Origin of the sequence: Bradyrhizobium symbiodeficiens, assembly GCF_002266465.3 — a bacterium.
GTDB lineage: Bacteria > Pseudomonadota > Alphaproteobacteria > Rhizobiales > Xanthobacteraceae > Bradyrhizobium > Bradyrhizobium symbiodeficiens.
This window is the reverse complement of sequence record NZ_CP029427.2, coordinates 5,248,221-5,265,725: the sequence shown is the minus strand read 5'-3', so window position 1 is coordinate 5,265,725 and position 17,505 is coordinate 5,248,221. Positions and strand designations below refer to the sequence as shown.

19 protein-coding genes are annotated in these 17,505 nt (G+C 63.7%); 8 read left to right on the top strand and 11 right to left on the bottom strand.

Annotated elements, in window-relative coordinates; translation table 11 throughout:
• Window positions 1–15: 15 nt before the first annotated feature.
• The 3 genes from CIT39_RS24795 to CIT39_RS24785 form a co-directional block, all read right to left on the bottom strand.
• The gene (locus tag CIT39_RS24795; protein ID WP_094972681.1) at window positions 16–1,395 is read right to left on the bottom strand and encodes a vWA domain-containing protein; all 1,380 of its coding nucleotides are present in this window, start codon (window positions 1,393–1,395) and stop codon (window positions 16–18) included.
• A gap of 5 nt (window positions 1,396–1,400) precedes the next feature.
• Window positions 1,401–2,348: an AAA family ATPase gene (locus CIT39_RS24790; protein WP_162308665.1), complete on the bottom strand. Its 948-nt coding sequence runs from the start codon at window positions 2,346–2,348 to the stop codon at window positions 1,401–1,403.
• A 149-nt stretch (window positions 2,349–2,497) separates the two neighbouring features.
• Entirely contained in the window at window positions 2,498–2,698 is a 201-nt protein-coding gene (locus tag CIT39_RS24785; RefSeq protein ID WP_018319162.1) for a hypothetical protein, read from the bottom strand.
• Between the two features lie 224 nt (window positions 2,699–2,922).
• On the opposite strand from CIT39_RS24785, the gene CIT39_RS24780 reads away from it, so the two are divergent.
• Entirely contained in the window at window positions 2,923–3,897 is a 975-nt protein-coding gene (locus CIT39_RS24780; RefSeq protein WP_094972651.1) for a quinone oxidoreductase family protein, read from the top strand.
• A 41-nt stretch (window positions 3,898–3,938) separates the two neighbouring features.
• Here the strand turns inward: CIT39_RS24780 and CIT39_RS24775 are convergent, their stop codons facing one another.
• Both CIT39_RS24775 and CIT39_RS24770 read right to left on the bottom strand, forming a co-directional pair.
• Window positions 3,939–4,214, bottom strand: coding sequence for a hypothetical protein (locus CIT39_RS24775; protein WP_094972650.1), 276 nt, complete (start codon window positions 4,212–4,214; stop codon window positions 3,939–3,941).
• 113 nt (window positions 4,215–4,327) lie between these two features.
• A complete protein-coding gene (locus tag CIT39_RS24770) occupies window positions 4,328–4,936 on the bottom strand; it encodes a S24 family peptidase (protein ID WP_094972649.1) in 609 nt (202 codons plus the stop codon).
• A 163-nt stretch (window positions 4,937–5,099) separates the two neighbouring features.
• Between CIT39_RS24770 and CIT39_RS24765 the strand changes: the two genes are divergently transcribed.
• Entirely contained in the window at window positions 5,100–5,630 is a 531-nt protein-coding gene (locus CIT39_RS24765) for a GcrA family cell cycle regulator (protein ID WP_094972648.1), read from the top strand.
• Between the two features lie 42 nt (window positions 5,631–5,672).
• Window positions 5,673–6,248, top strand: coding sequence for a hypothetical protein (locus CIT39_RS24760; protein WP_094972679.1), 576 nt, complete (start codon window positions 5,673–5,675; stop codon window positions 6,246–6,248).
• A gap of 46 nt (window positions 6,249–6,294) precedes the next feature.
• On the opposite strand, the gene CIT39_RS24755 is transcribed toward CIT39_RS24760, so the two are convergent.
• Window positions 6,295–6,651 carry a hypothetical protein gene (locus tag CIT39_RS24755; protein ID WP_094972647.1) on the bottom strand — a complete coding sequence of 119 codons (357 nt, stop codon included), beginning with the start codon at window positions 6,649–6,651 and terminating at the stop codon, window positions 6,295–6,297.
• A gap of 655 nt (window positions 6,652–7,306) precedes the next feature.
• Between CIT39_RS24755 and CIT39_RS24750 the strand changes: the two genes are divergently transcribed.
• On the top strand, window positions 7,307–7,492 hold the full coding sequence (locus CIT39_RS24750; protein ID WP_094972646.1) for a hypothetical protein: 186 nt from the start codon (window positions 7,307–7,309) through the stop codon (window positions 7,490–7,492).
• Between the two features lie 166 nt (window positions 7,493–7,658).
• A complete protein-coding gene (locus CIT39_RS24745; RefSeq protein WP_094972645.1) occupies window positions 7,659–8,000 on the top strand; it encodes a phasin in 342 nt (113 codons plus the stop codon).
• A 235-nt stretch (window positions 8,001–8,235) separates the two neighbouring features.
• Here the strand turns inward: CIT39_RS24745 and CIT39_RS24740 are convergent, their stop codons facing one another.
• The 4 genes from CIT39_RS24740 to CIT39_RS24725 form a co-directional block, all read right to left on the bottom strand.
• The gene (locus CIT39_RS24740; protein WP_094972644.1) at window positions 8,236–8,553 is read right to left on the bottom strand and encodes a c-type cytochrome; all 318 of its coding nucleotides are present in this window, start codon (window positions 8,551–8,553) and stop codon (window positions 8,236–8,238) included.
• Between the two features lie 36 nt (window positions 8,554–8,589).
• Window positions 8,590–8,781, bottom strand: a complete 192-nt coding sequence (locus tag CIT39_RS24735; RefSeq protein WP_148667339.1) for a hypothetical protein — start codon at window positions 8,779–8,781, stop codon at window positions 8,590–8,592.
• A gap of 77 nt (window positions 8,782–8,858) precedes the next feature.
• On the bottom strand, window positions 8,859–9,689 hold the full coding sequence (locus tag CIT39_RS33270) for an alpha/beta fold hydrolase (protein ID WP_094972643.1): 831 nt from the start codon (window positions 9,687–9,689) through the stop codon (window positions 8,859–8,861).
• 154 nt (window positions 9,690–9,843) lie between these two features.
• Window positions 9,844–11,640 carry a ShlB/FhaC/HecB family hemolysin secretion/activation protein gene (locus CIT39_RS24725; protein ID WP_094972642.1) on the bottom strand — a complete coding sequence of 599 codons (1,797 nt, stop codon included), beginning with the start codon at window positions 11,638–11,640 and terminating at the stop codon, window positions 9,844–9,846.
• Between the two features lie 130 nt (window positions 11,641–11,770).
• Between CIT39_RS24725 and CIT39_RS24720 the strand changes: the two genes are divergently transcribed.
• Entirely contained in the window at window positions 11,771–12,994 is a 1,224-nt protein-coding gene (locus CIT39_RS24720; RefSeq protein ID WP_094972641.1) for a FecR family protein, read from the top strand.
• A 58-nt stretch (window positions 12,995–13,052) separates the two neighbouring features.
• Entirely contained in the window at window positions 13,053–15,794 is a 2,742-nt protein-coding gene (locus CIT39_RS24715; RefSeq protein WP_162308664.1) for an EAL domain-containing protein, read from the top strand.
• Between the two features lie 18 nt (window positions 15,795–15,812).
• On the opposite strand, the gene CIT39_RS24710 is transcribed toward CIT39_RS24715, so the two are convergent.
• Window positions 15,813–16,073 (bottom strand): hypothetical protein, encoded by a 261-nt coding sequence (locus CIT39_RS24710; RefSeq protein ID WP_162308663.1) that lies wholly within the window; start codon window positions 16,071–16,073, stop codon window positions 15,813–15,815.
• A gap of 259 nt (window positions 16,074–16,332) precedes the next feature.
• Here CIT39_RS24710 and rocF point away from each other — a divergent pair, with 259 nt between their 5' ends.
• The gene (rocF, locus tag CIT39_RS24705) at window positions 16,333–17,310 is read left to right on the top strand and encodes an arginase (RefSeq protein WP_094972638.1); all 978 of its coding nucleotides are present in this window, start codon (window positions 16,333–16,335) and stop codon (window positions 17,308–17,310) included.
• The last annotated feature ends 195 nt before the right edge of the window (window positions 17,311–17,505 follow it).

Here is a 17,505-nt window from a genome sequence, read left to right as displayed (position 1 = left end):
CCGCGCCGAGAGCGTCTATTGATAAGTCGCCACGATGTCGGACACCGCGCGCTCAAGCTGCTGCGCGGTGGCGCATTGGCGTACGACCGTACAGAAGGTCGCGTAGCGCGGCATCTCGGAATCACCAAAGCCCCAGGCGAGCCGTCCTTCGGGATTGAGCCAGACCAGTCGCTTCGAGCGTTCGGAGATGCGGCGCAGGATGTCGGCGCGCGGGTCGAGATTGTTGCTGCGGGCATCGCCGAGCACGATCACCGTGGTCCGCGGCGTCAGCGCGCTCATGAAGTCCTTTTCGAAATCGACCAGCGAAGAACCGTAGTCGGACGAACCGAAGCCGACCTTGGACATGATCTCGGCCATCGCCTCCTCGGGAGACTTCTTTTCCAGGATCTCGCTGACCTCGATCATGTGCGAGGAGAAGGCAAAGGAGCGGACGTCGTCGACCACCTCGTGCAGCGAGTGGATCAGGAGTAGAAAGAAATCGGAGACTTGCGCGACCGACCCGGAGACGTCGCAAAGTGCCACGATCTTCGGCCGGTCGCGATGCTTGCGCTTCCATGCGGTGAGGAAGGGAATTCCGCCCCAGGCGGCGTTGCGCCGGAGCGTGCGACGGACATCGAGATGGCCGCGGCGCTGGCGCTTGCGCGGTTTCGAGTAGCGCTCGCGCAGGCGGCGCGCGATCTGGCGGATCAGGGCGCGCATCTCCGCGACCTGGCGCCGCTCGATGCGCGCGAGCGGCGCGTTGCGCAGGATCTCGTTGCGGAGGTTTTCGGCTTCCTCACGGGCGTAGAGCGCAAGCCCCTGCGAGACGGTGTCGCGCACGGCTTCGCGCAACGCGTCGAGCGCGCTGCGCAGACGCTCCGCGAGAGCCGGGTTGGTCGCGGTCAGCGCGTCGAGATCGTCGCGCAGGCGCTGGAGACCCATGGCATCGAGGATGCGGCTGGAAAAGATCCCGCGCTGGGTGGAATAGCGAATGTCCGACAGGGAGGCGGCACCGGAGGCATTGGCGATGGCCGCCGCGATCGCGCTGCGGTCCTGCGACAGCAGCATTTGCGCGAGCGGACCCAAGTCTTCGGGAGGCTGGCCTTCGCCCGCTTCGCTGGCCGAGCCGGAGGAGGGCGACTGATCCGGATCCTGCGAGGCGTTCTCCTCGCTATTGGCTTCGGTCTGATCCTGCCGCGGCTCCGGCTGGCTGAAGAACAGGTCGAAGCAGTCGCCGAGCGCGAGCTTCTCGTCCTGCGATTTGGCAAGGGTCAGGAGCAGTGCATCGCGCAGGACGGCGCGGTCGGAGATGCCGACCTGCGCGACCGCGCGCATCGCATCGATGCTTTCGGCGGGCGAAACGTGGACGCCGGCGCCGCGAGCCGCCCGAAAGAAACGATGGAGATTCTCGCGCATCGGCGTCAACCGAAGACGTTCGACCGGGCCGCCTTGGCAATGAAGGTCGTCACCTGTGGCGATGCAGCCTCGATGTCGGCTTCGTATTTCAGGAGCACGTTGAGCGTGTCCTTGACCATCTCGGTGTCGAGCTCCGTGGCCTGGAGCAGCACCAGAACGCGTGCCCAGTCGATGGTCTCGCTGACCGAGGGCAGCTTCTTCAGATCGAGCGAGCGGATCTCGTGGATGAAGCCGACCATCTGCCGGCGCAGCGCCTGCGAGATGCCGGGCACCCGGCTCTCGACGATGCGTTCTTCGAGCCGCTGCTCGGGGAAGCCGATATGCAGATGCAGGCAGCGCCGCTTCAGGGCATCGCCGAGATCGCGTTCGCTGTTGGAGGTGAGGATCACCGTCGGCGGCGTGATTGCGGAGACGGTGCCGAGCTCGGGGATCGTGACCTGGAAATCAGACAGGATCTCCAGCAGCAGCGATTCGAATTCGGCGTCCGACTTGTCGATCTCGTCGATCAGCAGCACGCAGCCGCCCGGCTGCTCCAGCGCCTGGAGCAGGGGGCGCGGCTCGACGAATTCCTTTGAGAAGAACACGTCGCCGAAATCGTGGAGCTGGTCGAGCGCGGCATCCAGCGTCTGCGCGCCGCCCAGGACTTCGCCGAGTTTGTCCTTGAGGATCTGCGTATAGAGAAGCTGCTTGGCGTATTTCCATTCATAGAGCGCCTTGGCCTCGTCGAGGCCTTCGTAGCATTGCAGGCGGATCATCTTCATGCCGCGCCAGGCGGCGATCGCCTTGGCAAGCTCGGTCTTGCCGACGCCCGCGGGGCCCTCGACCAGGATCGGCTTCTCGATCTGTTGCGACAAGTAAACGGCGGTCGCGATCTGCCGGCTCGCGATATAGCCCTGCGCGGCAAGGCCGCTCTGCACTGCCTCGATCGAGGTCGAGGCCTTCTGATCAGCCACGAAAGGGCGCTCCCAAAGGTCTTGCTTGAGGCTTGTTCTGCCTGCGTTCCCGGCAAAGAACAAGCCTCGTTTGGGAAGGACCAGACCCGCACGGACGGCGCTATTTCCGTTCGACGCAAATACGTCTCGTCGCGGATATTTGCGCGGGATCAGTGCCGCAGCAGCTCCGGCTTGCGGATCGTCTGTCTGACCTCGGCGCCGCAATCGGCGCATTCATAGACGAAGTCGATCTTGGCGAGGCTCCAATGCGGTTCGACCTCGCGTACATACATCGGCAGGAACCCCATGCATGTCGGGCAATTCACAGGCGCGATCTCGATATCCTGATGATGCTGTACATAAGCTGGCATCTTGGTTCTCCTTCGCAGGCGACAACCAAACCCCGCGCAGAAGCTACTGCCGGCCGCTCCAGGCGCGTCATCAACTCTTTCGAACGGAGATGGAACGGGAGACGTTTGTCGCGCGCTGTGACATTCTTGTTACGTGCCTGTACTGTAACGGGCGGACCGAATGCCTATTTCTGCCGCCAATCCGGTTTTCCGGATCCTCAACCAACGATAAGGGAGCAACGCCCATGACGCATGCCATTCGTTTTCACAAGACCGGCGGTCCGGAAGTCCTGGTCTGGGAGGAGGTCAGCGTCGGCAAGCCAGGACCGGGCGAGGCACGCATCCGCCACACCGCCGTCGGTCTCAACTTCGTCGACATTTACAACCGCTCCGGCCTGTATCCGGCGCAACTGCCGAGCGGGCTCGGCAGCGAGGCGGCCGGGATCGTCGAGGAAATCGGGCCCGGTGTCTCCGATCTGAAGCCGGGCGATCGTGTCGCTTATGGCGCCTCGCCGCTCGGTGCCTATTCCGAGGCGCGCGTGATCCCTGCGGACCGCCTGCTGAAGCTGCCTGACGGCGTCGACGACAGGACCGCGGCGGCGATGATGCTGAAGGGTCTCACCACGCAATATCTGATCCGGCAGACCTATCGGGTGAAGGCCGGCGATACCATCCTGCTGCATGCGGCGGCGGGCGGGGTCGGTCTGATCCTGAGCCAGTGGGCCAAGCACCTCGGTGCGACCGTGATCGGCACCGTCAGCAACGACGAGAAGGCCAAGCTTGCCAAGGCGCACGGCTGCGACCATGTCATCATCTACACCCGCGAGGATTTCGTGAAGCGGGTCGACGAGATCACCGGCGGCAAGAAGGTCCCCGTGGTCTACGATTCCGTCGGCAAGGACACGTTCCTGAAATCGCTGGATTGCCTCGCTCCGCTCGGCGTTGCCGCGCTGTTCGGCCAATCCTCCGGCGCGGTCGAGCCGCTGAATCTTGGCCTGCTGGCGCAGAAAGGCTCGCTCTACGTCACCCGGCCGACGCTGTTCACCTACGCCGCCAAGCGCGAAAATCTGGTCGCGATGGCGAACGAGTTGTTCGACGTCGTCAAGTCCGGCGCGGTGAAGATCGAGGTGCACCAGACCTATCCGTTGAAGGACGCTGCCAAGGCGCACGCCGATCTCGCCGCCCGCAAGACCACGGGATCGACCGTCCTTCTGGTGTGATGTCGGTCCCGACGGTGACGCAGGCCCCCTACGGGACTGCGTCACGTCCGTTCGTGTTTGCGCAGATCGCGGGCGTGATCGAGGCGAATTGCCTGCAGGTCGATATCCTCTGGCGGGATCTGGGGCAGGGCGGCCTCGGTCAGGATGGCCTCGGTGACGTCCTCGATCGAACTACCGGCGATCTCGTGGATGAACGAGACATTCCGGTATTCGCCCGAGGCGATGCGGGAGATGACCTCGCGCCTCGTGATTTCAGGGTCGACGACCGCCTCGCGGCCCCGCCGTCCATAGTCGATCATCACGACGAAATACTGCATCAAAACGACTCTGCCGCGCCCCCGTTGCGGGCACGCGGCAGATTATTTCCGAAAAACGGAAGCAAGTCAAGGGCGATTTCGAAAAAATCGAAGTCGCTGGCCTTGGCGAAGCCTTACTTGCCCTTCTTGCGGGGGCGCGCCGACTTGGCGCGCATCCGCTCGAGCTGGCCTTTGGGCATGGACAGGCAGATCTCACCGACCCACTCGAGCTTGACGCCGACGATCGGCTTGGCATTGAAGCTGGTGAGATTGACGACGGAGGGGCTTTTTCCCCGCTCGATCGTCTTCAAATAGCGCTCGCCGGTCTTGAGCCGGACCACGGCCTCTTCGCCGTAGAAGGAGGACAGCGGATGGCGCTGGTCCTTGTAGGCCACGATCACGTCGCCGCTCTCGTATTTAGGCAGCATCGAATCGCCCACGATCTCGAAGGCGACGGTCTCTTCCATGATCGGGAAGGGCAGCGCGACATCGCCGAGACCCTCCGGGGGGACCTGCTCGTAATCCGGCTCGATCACAGCGCCGGCGCCGACGCGGCCCATGATCGGCGCGAGATTGAGCTCGAGATATTCCATGATCGGAACGATCTCCGAGGCCTTCACCAGGCGTTCGCCGCCCAGGATCTCCGAGACCGCGCCGGGCCGCACGCCCATGGCCGCCGCGAGGCCGCCCTTGCTCTTGCCCGTCTTCTCCAGGCCCCGCTCGATCATTGCAACGTCCAACATGGTGATTCCCTCGATTACCCATCGTCCCGCTCTTGTAATCCGAAATTCGGAATTATTGCAATTATGAATATCAGAATTATTGCTTGACTTTGGATTCGGAATACCGGAATGTCTGTTTCGCCCCCGGTCGTGCGATCGGAGGGGCGCATCACAGGACAGCAGCATGGAACCGGGCCATTGGCCGTCGGAGCACTCCGACGCGCTTCGCGACTATTTCCTCAAGGGCATGTCTTATGCGGAGGTCGGAAGGCAGATTAACGCAAGGTTTGGAACGGCTTACACGCGCAATGCGGTGATCGGCCGCGCCAAGCGGCTCGGGCTCGTCATTCCGGAATGGATCGTGAGCCCATCACTCGCGCCATATTTGCCGGGTGAGGCTCCGGTTTCGCCGCGCCGCGCGGTGCTACCGAACCTGAACGTGCCGCCGAAGTCCGCAATGAAGCCCGCGGCGCCGCTGAAGCTGCGCTGCGTCGGCATCCAGCCGCGCTTGATCCAACTGGTCGAACTCGAGCCGGCCGACTGCCGCTATCCCTATGGCGGCGACAAGGAGGGGGAGGAGATCGCCTTCTGCGGCCATCCGCGCCAGCCGGGCTCCAGCTATTGCGCGCCGCATGCGGGCCTGACGCGTCGCTCCGGGGCTGCGTCCGCCCGTGTCCCCGGTCCCGTCGTGCTGAAGCTGGTCGTCGCGGCCTGAGCTCTCAGTCTTTCCATGGTCAATCTCGCAAGGAGTATCCAGGTGGCTCGCGTCCGACGCAACAAGTCCTACAAATTGGCGCAGATCTACGACCGGCGGTCCCGCGACGTGCCGTTCAATGCCGAAGTGGCGGAGGTCGAGGTCGACAATCCGCTGGCGCTCGATGCCGGCGAGAAGATCGTGGCGATCCGGTCGATCCGTGGCGATCCGCTGGGACGGCTGCACGCACACCACCAAATCGACGAGGCGCAATACCTCGGCGGGCGCGCTTTCCAGAACGATTGGGAGAGAGCGGAGCGGGGCCCCCAGGCGATGGACCCGACCCGCGAATATGTCGATGGCGCGCGCACGCGCGAGCCGGTCACCGAGAGCCAGCGCCAGGCGGTGCTGCGGCTGAACCAGATCGAGCGCGAACTCGGGACCGACGGCGCGGCGCTGGTGCACGACGTGCTGGTGCTGGGCCTGACCATGGATCAGATCGGGCAGCGTCGTGCCGTCCGTACGCAGCGCTGGAACGACTATTTCGCGCGACGCTTTCGCGAGTGCCTGGATCGGCTGGCGCTGATCTACGGCTTTGCGACGGAAACGGGGGCACAGCACGCAGGGCGGCGCAGATGACAACGGCACGCCTGCGGTCTGTGCCGCGGGCGTGCCAGTCGGCCGCTCACGGATGCGGCACAATCTGATAAGGCGTCGTATAGGGCTCGACGCGGAGCGAGGCGTTGGCCAATAGCCCGATCCTGGCTGTCGGCGCCTGCTGCAATTCACCGTTCGGGCCGCGATGCACGTTATATTGCCAGACCGTGAGATCGCCCTTCTGCGCCAGCGCGTGCGCAACCGCGCTCGCATCATTGCCGCCGAGCGCCTGAAGCTCCTCCGCCGACAACCCGACGACGATTTCGTCCTTGATGGTGACGATCTTGAACAGGTTCATCCTGGTCTCCTGCGCCCATGCGCCTTGTATCGAGAGGGTAAAAAGCGCGACCGCGGCGCCCTTGATGAGATCGCAGCGAGAAAGCATGCCGTCGTCCTTTGGTGCTGAGGCGCGCCCGAATCGAAGAGTTTTCAGCCAAGGCGCCCGTTGTCTGCGTGGCCGTGTCGCAACGCCTTGGTCGTTCGGTCACGGACAACGGTTCACGGGTGGAGGCATATCCAACCCGGATGAATTCCCGAGGCGGCAGCCGCGCCGGGGTCAGGACGTCGGAGATCGGCTGCCGGATCGACCTTCGTTTCGTGCTGGTACAACCGCCAGGGCGAGACTCAACAATTACGTGTATGCGCTGGAGAAGCGCCAATTCGTCGCCAATGTCCGTTCATGTCGGAAACAAGCAGAAACGTTTGTCCCGATTGACAGCGATCCGGACTGTGGGCGTGATTGATGCCGCTTGTTGACGCAGGTGGGTGACGGCGGTCGATATACCTGTTATCCGGAATTGCCGTGGTGCGATGCAGACGAAGCATCGCTACAGCCATTGTCGGGCTTGCCGGAGGGGTTGTTCCTTGGCATAATTGCAACCCTCTGGTTGAGCCGTCCGTTTGGACATGTCGTTCGGCGTGCCAACCCGCCGGGCCACCCGGCCGGGAGTTCGTCGCCAGGGGGCGCGTTATGGCGTGTCCTGTTATGGCGTTCGGTTCTCGAGTGGCTCACGAAGCCGGTGCTTGTGAATAGGTGCGAGATGAAAAACCTCAATTTCGCGGCTGAACTGCACCTCAAGGTCGGTGCGCCCGCGAGCGGCACCGTCGAAAGCCTGCGCTTGCTCCGCGCGTTTCTGAAGCTCGCGCCGCGACAGCGTTTCGAGGTCATCAAGCTGGTCGAAGACCTCGCCACCGAAGAGGCTCTTCCCGAGCACCCCTTGTCCTGAGCCGGCCGCGCGCCGGCTTTCCGCCTCCACTTTCATTTTCCCGTTCGTTTCCGCGCCGGAGCCGGACCGCCGGCGACGTCCCCAAACCTGGTGTCCCCGAGCCTGGCCGCTGGAAGGCGATCCGGCAAGTGTGGTATTCAATTGGGAAAACGAAGGGAGTGCGACCATGATCGAACCGAAGCTCGAAGTTCCGGCCGAACTGCGCGACCTGGCCGAGAAGACAATTGATCAGGCGGAAAAAGCATTCGGCATGTTTTTCGAAGCCGCTACCAAATCGATGTCGTCCGTTCCAGGAGCGGGGACGGAGGTGTCGAAGCAGGCGCTGGTTTTCACCGAGCAGAACATGAAGTCGGCCTTCGAGCATGCGCGCAAGCTGGTTCATGCCACCGACCTCCAGGAAGCGATGCGAATCCAGTCCGACTTCCTGCGCAGCCAGTTCACCAGTGCCGGAGATCACATGCGCCAGATGACCGGCAGTCTCATGCAGCCGGGCAAGGGGAAGTCCTGATTCTCTGCGTGCGCACCCAAGGTCGATGACGGGCCACCGAACGGCCTCGTTCGCCGTCCGTCATCCGTTCTGCTGATCCCTGTCGGACCGCCGGCAGGGATTTGCATTTGTGGCAAGCGTCGTGTTCTGCGCGTAACGAGATGAGCCCCGATTGCCGCAATGACGGAGGTGCGTTCCCTCTCCCGCGAGCGGTGAACGAGCCGCAGCGATCGATTCGACCTAAAGATGTTTCGCTTTAGCGCAGCGATGCGATGTAGGCCGCGATATCGCCAGCTTCGGTTCGGCTTAGGGGGAAATTCGGCATCTTCGGGTGCGGATCGAGCAGGAAGAAGGCGAGCCTCTCCGGACTGAAGTCCGGTCTGAGCGCAACGGAGACAAAGGAGGGGACGTCCGCGCTCGCCTGGGTCTGGCCGTTCGCGACGACGTGGCAGCTTGCGCACCAGCGCTTGGCGAGGTCGGCACCGTGATCGGCATCGGCTGCGAGAGCGGACGACGTGCCGAAGCTCGAGGTTACGGCTAGCAGCAGGTAAATTCGTCTCAAATGCTGACGCATAGAGCAACCTTCATGAATTCGTTGGCGATCGCCATGCTATCCGCAGCACGATCCCGGAAATTGCGAGAGATCAATGCGGCCGATGATGGACCGCAGCAGCTTGCGGACGGAACGATAGAGATGCCTTGCGAAGGCCGGCATTCTCGCCGCGGGCAGGCCAAGGCTCTTTGTAACGAGACTTCTCGTATCGAGACCTTTCGCTTCAAGACTTTCGATATAGTTCGACACGTGTCTCTCCGGGGCCATATCACCTTTTTTAGCCTCGTGCCTCGGAGCCGCCTTGATCTGCCGCAAGGCGTTCCCGGCTAATAGTCGCCCGGATTCATGATCATCGGGCTTTTCGTATCGGCCGGCGCGAGCGCGCTGCTGGCGCTGTCACGCAGGAAGCGGTCGAGCGTCTCCTGAATCTTCTCCTTGACCGCGTTGGGCCCACGATCGCTCATTTCCGTGTGCTGCGCGCCGGTATGGACGATGTCGATACCGCGCGCCTTGGCCTCTTCCGGTGTCGGCAGCACGCCGGGATCGGTCACGAAATGCGGGTCCTTCGACCGGAAGGACAGGATCTTCAGGCCGTCGCTGAGCACGAAAGGCACCCGCAGATTGTCGAGCGTGATCACCTTCGACACCAGCTCCGGGTGTTGATGGGCCACATACATGGAGACATCGCCGCCGTTGGAATGGCCGACGAGGGTGATGTGGTCGTAGTCGACGTTCTCCTGCTGCCTCCTCAGCTTGTCCAGCACGAAAAGAATGTTGGCTTCGCAGCGGATATAGACCTCGCGTCGGCCGACATATGGCTGACCGACATGGGTCATCAACGGCGGATCGCTCGGCAGGTCCTGCTGAATGCTGGCAACCATATAGCCGCGCGCGGCGAGCACGTTGGCGAGGAAGGAATATTCGGTGGCCTTGACGGTGTTGCCGTTGCTGATGATGGCGAGCGGGAGTTTCCAGAGGCCGAGATTGGCCTTGGTCTCGTAATCGCGCCGCACCGCCACCTCGACTGAGATCGGCCGCTGCCGCGCCGCGTCATACAGGGCCAAAGTTTCGTGGCGGATCGCGAACCGGCTGACGACGAAATATTCCCCGACGCCGAGGATGCAGAGAAACGCCAGGACTGCAAAAACTCGCTTCATTCGTCTCGTCTCAAATCACGTTCCGCTGAACATGGCCATTGGTAACTCCCGGATCGAGCGACCGTGAGCAGGTTACTGGATTAAATTTAGGCAAGTCTGTGAGCAAGGCCGCAAAAGGGCCGCATGTCGCGCCGCCGCGCGAACCACAGGCCAACTAGAGACAGCCGGAGTTGCCGCGTTCGGGGCAGAGCCGGAATGCGCTCGACAGGGTGAGCAGGAAGCGCGGGCTGCGGCGCTGGTTGTCCGGCGCCCGGTAGCTCAGAGGCACGGCCACGGCGAGATCGGCCTGGAGATCGTCTGGCATGAAGAAGCGCACACCGGCTCCGGCCGACGTCAGCGACAGGCTGTCGCTCAGGTGGTAACCGTCGTTCCAGACTGCGCCAGCGTCGCCAAAGGCGTAGAGCTGATAGCCGGTCCAGTAGCGGAAATTGAGCTTCTGGTCGAAGCGCAGTTCGAGCGAGCCGGCAAGGCCATTGTCGCCGCTGATCTCGGCCGCGCCATAGCCCCGGCCGAAGGCCGCGCCGCCGAGATAGAATTGCTGCGAGGTGAACAGCGGCCGCGATGCCGTCTGGCTCGCCGCGGAGAGCTTGAGCGACCAGGCATCGCTGAGCGTCTGGTAGCGCGTGAACCAGAGGTTCAGCACCGAGAAGTTCGAGGAGGCGCCGGCGCGCGACAACAGCTCGTCGTCGAAATGCGAGGCGCCGAAGATGTCGAGGCCGTGGCGGTAGGTCAGCGTCGCAAGATTGGTGCCGCCGAAGCGATCCTGCAGCCGGTAATCGGCGGTCAGGCTCGCGGTCCTGATATGGTCGTTGTACCAGGGACCGTAACGGTCGTGCTCGGACACGTTGCTGAAGGTCGTCGCCGCAGTCAACGTGAGCGTGGAGGATTGCGACTGGAGCGGGACGATGCTGACCCGCAGCTCGAACGCCTCGGTCGTCGTGATGTCGTTGTCGAGGCGGCGGGCATCGCCCGGCCTGACCGCGCTGTACAGCACCGACCCGCCGAGGCGCAGGCCGTCGATGCCGACCGGCGCGTCGTAGGACAAACGGGTGAAGCCGAGCTGGCGCGGGTCGTTGGCAATCGTCGACAGGTTGACTGCCAGCGTGTCTCCAGGCGTGAGGTAGGAGTTGAAGGCGCCGGTCGCGTAGGTCTGCCACGGGCCGACCGATGACGATCCGAGATTGTCCAAGCCGAACGAGGAGAAGACGTGCCAGGTCTTCAAGAAGACGATGAGGCGGAAGCGGCCGGTCGTACCACCGATCTCCTCCAGCGCGGTATCGGTGATCCGGACGCCCGGCCTGCCGTTGATGAGGAAGAGCTGACGTTCGAGTGTCGGCAGGCGCGACGGCTGCTCGGCTAGAATCGGCCCAAGCATCGGCCTTACGCCGAACTGCTCGGCGCCGTCGCCTTTCAGCTCGGCCTGCACGATGGCGCCTTCGATCACCTGGATCCGGACGCGGCCATCGGCAATGTCCTGCGGCGGCACGATGGCCCGGCTCAGATGGAATCCGTCGGCGCGGTAGAGCTCGCTGATCGCGCCGGCAATCGCAGCGAGATCCGCCTGCGAAACCTGCTTGCCGAGATAGGACTGATAGACCGTGGCGATACGATCCTGGGAGACAGCGTGGGCGCCGCTGACGGTGACGCCGCGCAGCACGAATTGCGGCTTGGTATCCCCGCCGGTGTTCGGCTGCCCGACGCTCGGAAGCTGAACCGGAGGCCGGCTCAGCGATTCTCGCTCGGTTTGGTTATCGAAATATTTCTCGGGCTGGCGCGGATCGAAGCCCGGCTGGTTCGCCTGTTGGGCGAAGGCCTGCGGAATACCCGCAAAAATCGGTGCCATCAACACCAGCGCGGTAAGGAGATGCCGCCTCTCAGCCCGCGCAGCGAACCTGCCCCCGTAGTTTGGCGGAGATTCTCTGATGGAACGGTAAGGCTTCGTTAGCCGCATGATTTTTCATAGTTTTTTATGGTCAATGATTGGTTAAGGCACCCTCTTGGCTGGCCGCTTGCCGCTAATCCTCTCTTGAGTGATTTCGGATACTCCTCAGATCGGGCTGTAACGCGGACTGAGGATCGTCATGCTTGGCAGAATTGGAATGCGGTGGGCCTTCGTGGTGGCGCTGACCCTCGGAGCGGCTTCCGGTGCATTCGCCGCGGAGGACGGCGTCTGGTCGGTCAGCAAGGCCACCGGCGAAGTATGGGTCGCGACCGACGGCGCGCAACAGGTGTCGCTGAACCAGGAAGCGACGCTCAAGCCCGGCAATACCATCCGCACCGGACGCAATGGCCGGGTGCTGCTCGTCCGCGGCGAGGAAACCATTCTGATCTCTCCGAACTCCGTGGTCGGCTTGCCGGCCGAGAAGAAGGATGGGCTTTCGACCACCATCGTCCAGCAGGCGGGATCGATCCTGCTCGAGGTCGAGAAGCGCAACGTCAAGCATTTCGAGGTCGAGACGCCCTATCTCGCCGCCGTGGTGAAAGGAACGCAGTTCAGCGTCACGGTGGGAGCTGGCAGCACCAAGGTCGGCGTGCTCCGCGGCCAGGTCGAAGTCTCCGACTTCAAGACGGGACAGATCGCCCAGGTCATGCCGGGTCAAGCGGCCACGGTCTTTGAGCGCGGCAAGCCCGGTCTCAGCCTGAGCGGTGCAGGCACGTTCAATCCGATCGAGCACGGCAAGCCGCGCGCCTCGACGATCGAGCGTGTCCCCGTGCCGAAATCGGGCCTGTCAGCGCCGCGCAATGCCGCGAGCGGCCATGCGATCCATGCGCTCGGTCCGATCGACAAGGGGACCAAGGCGGCTGGCGTGCCGAAGGCATCGCATCAGGCGGCCGGAGGTCATGTTTCCAAGGCCGGCGTCGTGCGCATTTCGAACTCGCTCGGCGAGGTCAAGCTGAATGTCCACAAGGTCACCAATGGGCTCGCCCGCGGCGCGGTTGCTCCCGGACAGGTGCGCAACGCGAACGCCAACACCGGTTCTGAGACGGTCTGGAGCGACGGCAAATCGAATGCCCCGGCATCCAACAGCTCCGTCCAGACTGCGGCAACGACGAGCGGTGCGGCAACTGCTAGCAGCAGCGCATCGGCTGCGAGTGCGGCGATCGCGGCAGCGGCAGCAGGTGCATCCAGCGACAGCCCTGGAAACTCCGGCGGCAACAACGGCAATAGCGGTAACGGCAACAACGGTAACGGGAATGGCAATAACGGTGCCACCGGCAACGGCAGGGGCAACAACGGCAACGGCAATGGGAACGGCGGCGGTAACGGCAGCAACGGCCATGGCCACGCCTATGGCAGGCGCTGAGGCGGTTTACTAGGGGATGAGGGACGCACCTGCAGAAGCGGGTGCGCGGGAGGATCGGGTGAAACGCTATCGGCCGCATATTCTCGTCGCGATCGCGCTTGCGATCGTGCTGTCCACGGGATGGCATGGTGCGCTTCGCAACGCGCTCACCGACCTACGGTTCAGCTGGCAATCGCGTGCGGCCAGCGGCAATGTCGTCGTGGTGGCTATCGACGCGCCGTCCATCGATCGGATCGGGGTGTGGCCCTGGCCGCGCCGGCTCCACGCGGAGCTGTTGCACAGGCTCGAGGCGGCGGGAGCGGCGGATATCGCCTTCGACGTCGATTTCAGCACACCCTCGGATCCGGCTTCGGACGAGGCCTTCGTCCAGGCCCTTCGCGAAGCCGGCGGCTCGACGATCCTGGCGTCCTTCAAGCAGCCGACGCCGAATGGCGGTGCGGCCCACATCAACCGTCCCCTGAAATCGTTCAGCAACCAGTCGTGGCCGGCGGTCGTCAACGTCGCAGTCGAATCCGACGGACTCGTTCGCCGCTATCCGTTCGGTGAGAAGCTTGGCGATGCCGTGATGCCGTCGATGGCCGTCGTGCTGGCCGGGCAGGACGCCAACCGGCGGCCGCCCTTCCTGATCGATTTCAGCATTCGTGCAGCCTCCATTCCCAGCGTCTCCTATGTCGACGTGCTGCGCGGCGATACCGCTGCTCTCGACAGGCTGAGAGGCAAGAAGATCATCGTCGGCGCCACTGCGCTCGAGCTCGGCGACCGCTTCAGCGTTCCCAACGGCAAGATCGTCTCGGGGCCGGTCCTCCAGGCGCTGGCCGCAGAATCGATCCTCCAGAACCGGATGCTGCGCTGGACGTCCGATATCGGCATGATCCTGGGTCTGGGCGTGATCTGCCTGCTGATGATGTATTCGTGGCGCCGCCTCGCGCCGGGAATTCGCGTCGCGGTCCTGGTCGCCGCCGGGGCGGTTGTCGAACTCGTCGCAGCCCTCGTGCAGGCAAGATGGTCCCTCGTCATTGACACATCGCTGTTCCACATCGCGATCGTCGCTTATCTGACCGCGATTGCGCTGGACGAGATCGATTTCCGTGGTCTCCTGGGACGCATCGCCGAGAGCCGCTTTCACCGCATCGCGATGTCGCTTGGTGACGGTCTCGTCTGCACCGACGAGGATCATCGGATCACGGTCTGGAATCCCGGCGCGAGCGCGATCTTCGGCTACGCGCCGGCGGAGATGATCGGCCGTCCGTTCGAAACGCTGTGCGTCGTGCCGGCGGACGGTGATGCAAGGCCGTCCATGCATGACGCCGCGCGCCAGGCGCTCCTGGTTCCGGGCGGCGCGGTCGTCGTCGAGTTCGAGGGCCGGCGCAAGAATGGTGAAACCTTCCCCGTCGAGGCGAGCTTTTCGGGCTGGCAGGGAACGGAGGGTTTCCAGTACGGCGCGATCCTGCGCGACATCTCGGTCCGCAAGCGCGAAGCCGAACGCGTCAAATATCTTGCCGAACATGACGCGCTGACCGGCCTTGCCAACCGCAACACGCTGCACGCCCGCCTGGTCGGCATGATCGCGAATGCGGAGCGAAAGCCTCGCGAGGTCGCGTTGCTCGTCATCGGGCTCGACGGCTTCCAGAGCATCAACGACATGCTGGGGCATTCGGCGGGAGACCTCGTACTGCAGGCGGTTGCCATTCGCCTGGAGGGGCAGGCCGGAGATGGGGCGATCGTCGCGCGGCTCGGCGGAGATGAATTCGCCATTGCGCGCGAAGCCGCAGATGGCAGTGAGCCGATCGTGAAATTCGCCGAGCGGATCGCGCGTGCATTCGAAACGCCGCTGGCGACGGGCACGCGCCAGCATCGCGTCAGAATCAGCATCGGCGTCGCTGTCTATGGCGAAGGCGGACAGGGCGCCGACGAACTTCTCAGCAATGGTCATCTGGCGCTGAGCAAGGCAAAGATGACGCGGCGCGGCAGCCATGTGATCTTCGAGGCTGCGATCAGGCAGGAACTGGAGAGCCGGCTGACGCTGGAGAGCGAGTTGGCGCTCGCCGCGGATCGCGGCGAGTTCGAGCTGTTCTACCAGCCCCAGGTTCGTCTGACCGACGGCAGCCTTGTCGGCGCCGAAGCGCTCATCCGTTGGCGGCACCCCGTGCGCGGCTACGTCTCGCCCGGAGAGTTCATGCCGGTGGTCAACACCTCGGCCTTGTCCGAGCGGATCGCGAACTGGGTGATGGAAACCGCCTGCCGTCAGGCGCGCGGCTGGGAGCTGTCCGGAAGCGGCGTGCGCGTCGCGATCAACCTGTCGCCGTCGCAGCTCCAGTCCGGCGATCTCGCGCATTCGGTTGCGACATTGCTGGAATCGACGGGGCTGACACCGTCCCTGCTCGAAATCGAGGTGACCGAAGACATCCTGCTCGATGATGAACGCCGCGTGCTCGACATGTTCAAGCGCATTCAGGAGCTTGGCGTCCGCATCCTGTTCGACGATTTCGGTACTGGTTACGCGAGCCTGAGCTATCTGAAGAAGTTTCCGCTCGACGGGCTCAAGATCGATCGGTCGTTCGTGTCCGGGCTGCTCTCGAATTCCGACGACGCGGCGATCGTCGGTTCGACCATCGGCCTCAGCAAGCGGCTCGGTCTCACCGTGGTGGCGGAAGGCATCGAAGATCGTGCAACCGCCGACTTCCTGGTCAGCATGGGATGTGAAGAAGGTCAGGGATACTTCTTCGGCCGTCCGATGCCTGCGCAGTCGTTTGAAAAGCAATTCCTGGCGCCGGAACTCGACGCGGTCAGTGCCGCCTGAGCCAGGTGGCCTCGCTGTCTATCGGCGGCGGGCGACCGCGACCCCGAAAAGGAAGGCGACGAACAGGCTGGCAAGCGGCGCTTCGCGCGTGATCGATGCGACTGTCGCGAGAGTCCCACCAGGTTTCCGCGATTCCTCGACGGCAGAGGTCAGGCGGCCGACTGCCGAATGCAGCCCTCCGGCCACTTCACCAATCGTGCGGGAGACGTCCGCCGCTGTATCGATGGCGCGCTCGGCCATGCCGGGTTGGTGCTCTGACTGCGGTATCTCGGTGCTCAAGCGCGATCTCCAAGCGTGAGAATGGAGGCCGACACCTTTGGCTATCCGCGCGAGCGCTCGTTTTGAACAGCGGGTCTGACGACCTTTGGCTATCCGCGAGAGGCGCCGTGGTTTACGGCGGGTGCCGGCCTTGGATAAGCAATTCAGCGCGCGGGCCTTTGTTCCGAATGATATGTCGGATGAGGCGTTTGTGCCCGGGAAACGACGGGGGCGAATCTCTGTTAGGCTGGCTCGACCTCGTTGACGTCAGGAGACAGCCGTGACCGATCGAACCATGACGGATCGAGCCCGGCGCATCGCTTTACTCGGTGCTCCCATCGACATGGGGGCGTCGCAGCGCGGCACCTTGATGGGCCCTGCGGCGTTGCGTACCGCGGGCCTTGCGACATTGCTCGAAAGCCTGGATTTCGAGGTCGTCGACTATGGCGATCTTTCCGTGGCCGAAGTCGGGGATCTCACCGACAGGCCGCCCGAAAGGGCCAATCACTACCGCGAGATCCAGCGCTGGACGCGCGTTCTGAGCCAACGAGGCCATGAGATCGCGCAAACCGGCGCGCTGCCGATCTTCCTCGGCGGCGATCACACGCTCTCGATGGGATCGGTGAACGCCATGGCGCGCCATTGGCAGGACCGGGGACGCGAGCTGTTCGTGCTCTGGCTCGATGCCCACGCCGACTACAACACGCCGGAGACGACGATTACCGCGAATATGCATGGCATGTCGGCCGCGTTTCTGTGCGGCGAGCCCGGCCTCGACGGCCTGCTCGGTGACGATCCGCGCGCTTCGATCACCCCTGACAGGCTCGATCTATTCGGCGCGCGTTCGATCGACAAGCTCGAAAAAGAGCTGATGCGCGCACGCCGGATCAGGGTTGTCGACATGCGCCAGATCGACGAGTTTGGCGTCGCCGTGTTGATCCGGCGGGTCATCGAACGGGTCAAGGCGAGCAACGGCGTGCTGCATGTCAGTTTCGACGTCGATTTCCTCGATCCCAGCGTGGCGCCGGGCGTCGGCACCACGGTGCCGGGTGGCGCGACCTATCGCGAAGCACACCTGATCATGGAGCTGCTGCACGATTCCGGCGTGGTGGGATCGGTCGACATCGTCGAGCTCAATCCCTTCCTGGACGAGCGTGGCCGGACGGCGCGCACCGCCGTCGAACTGATCGGTAGCCTGTTCGGCCAGCAGATCACCGACCGGCCGACGCCGAGCAATGCGATCGCTCCGGGCGAGTGAAGCGGCGGCTGACGAAGGCTACGAACGCCCATCTGCTAGATGGGGCGCAGCTTGTCACCCGGCAGTTGCGACAGGGCCGTATCGATGGCGGACTGCAGCTCTGCCGGCAAGGGGGCTTTCTCAGAGTTCCGCGAGACTTTAAGCTGCGCGGGGGAACATTCTCGCAATTGCCAAGTTTTCCCGATGCCCTTCCCC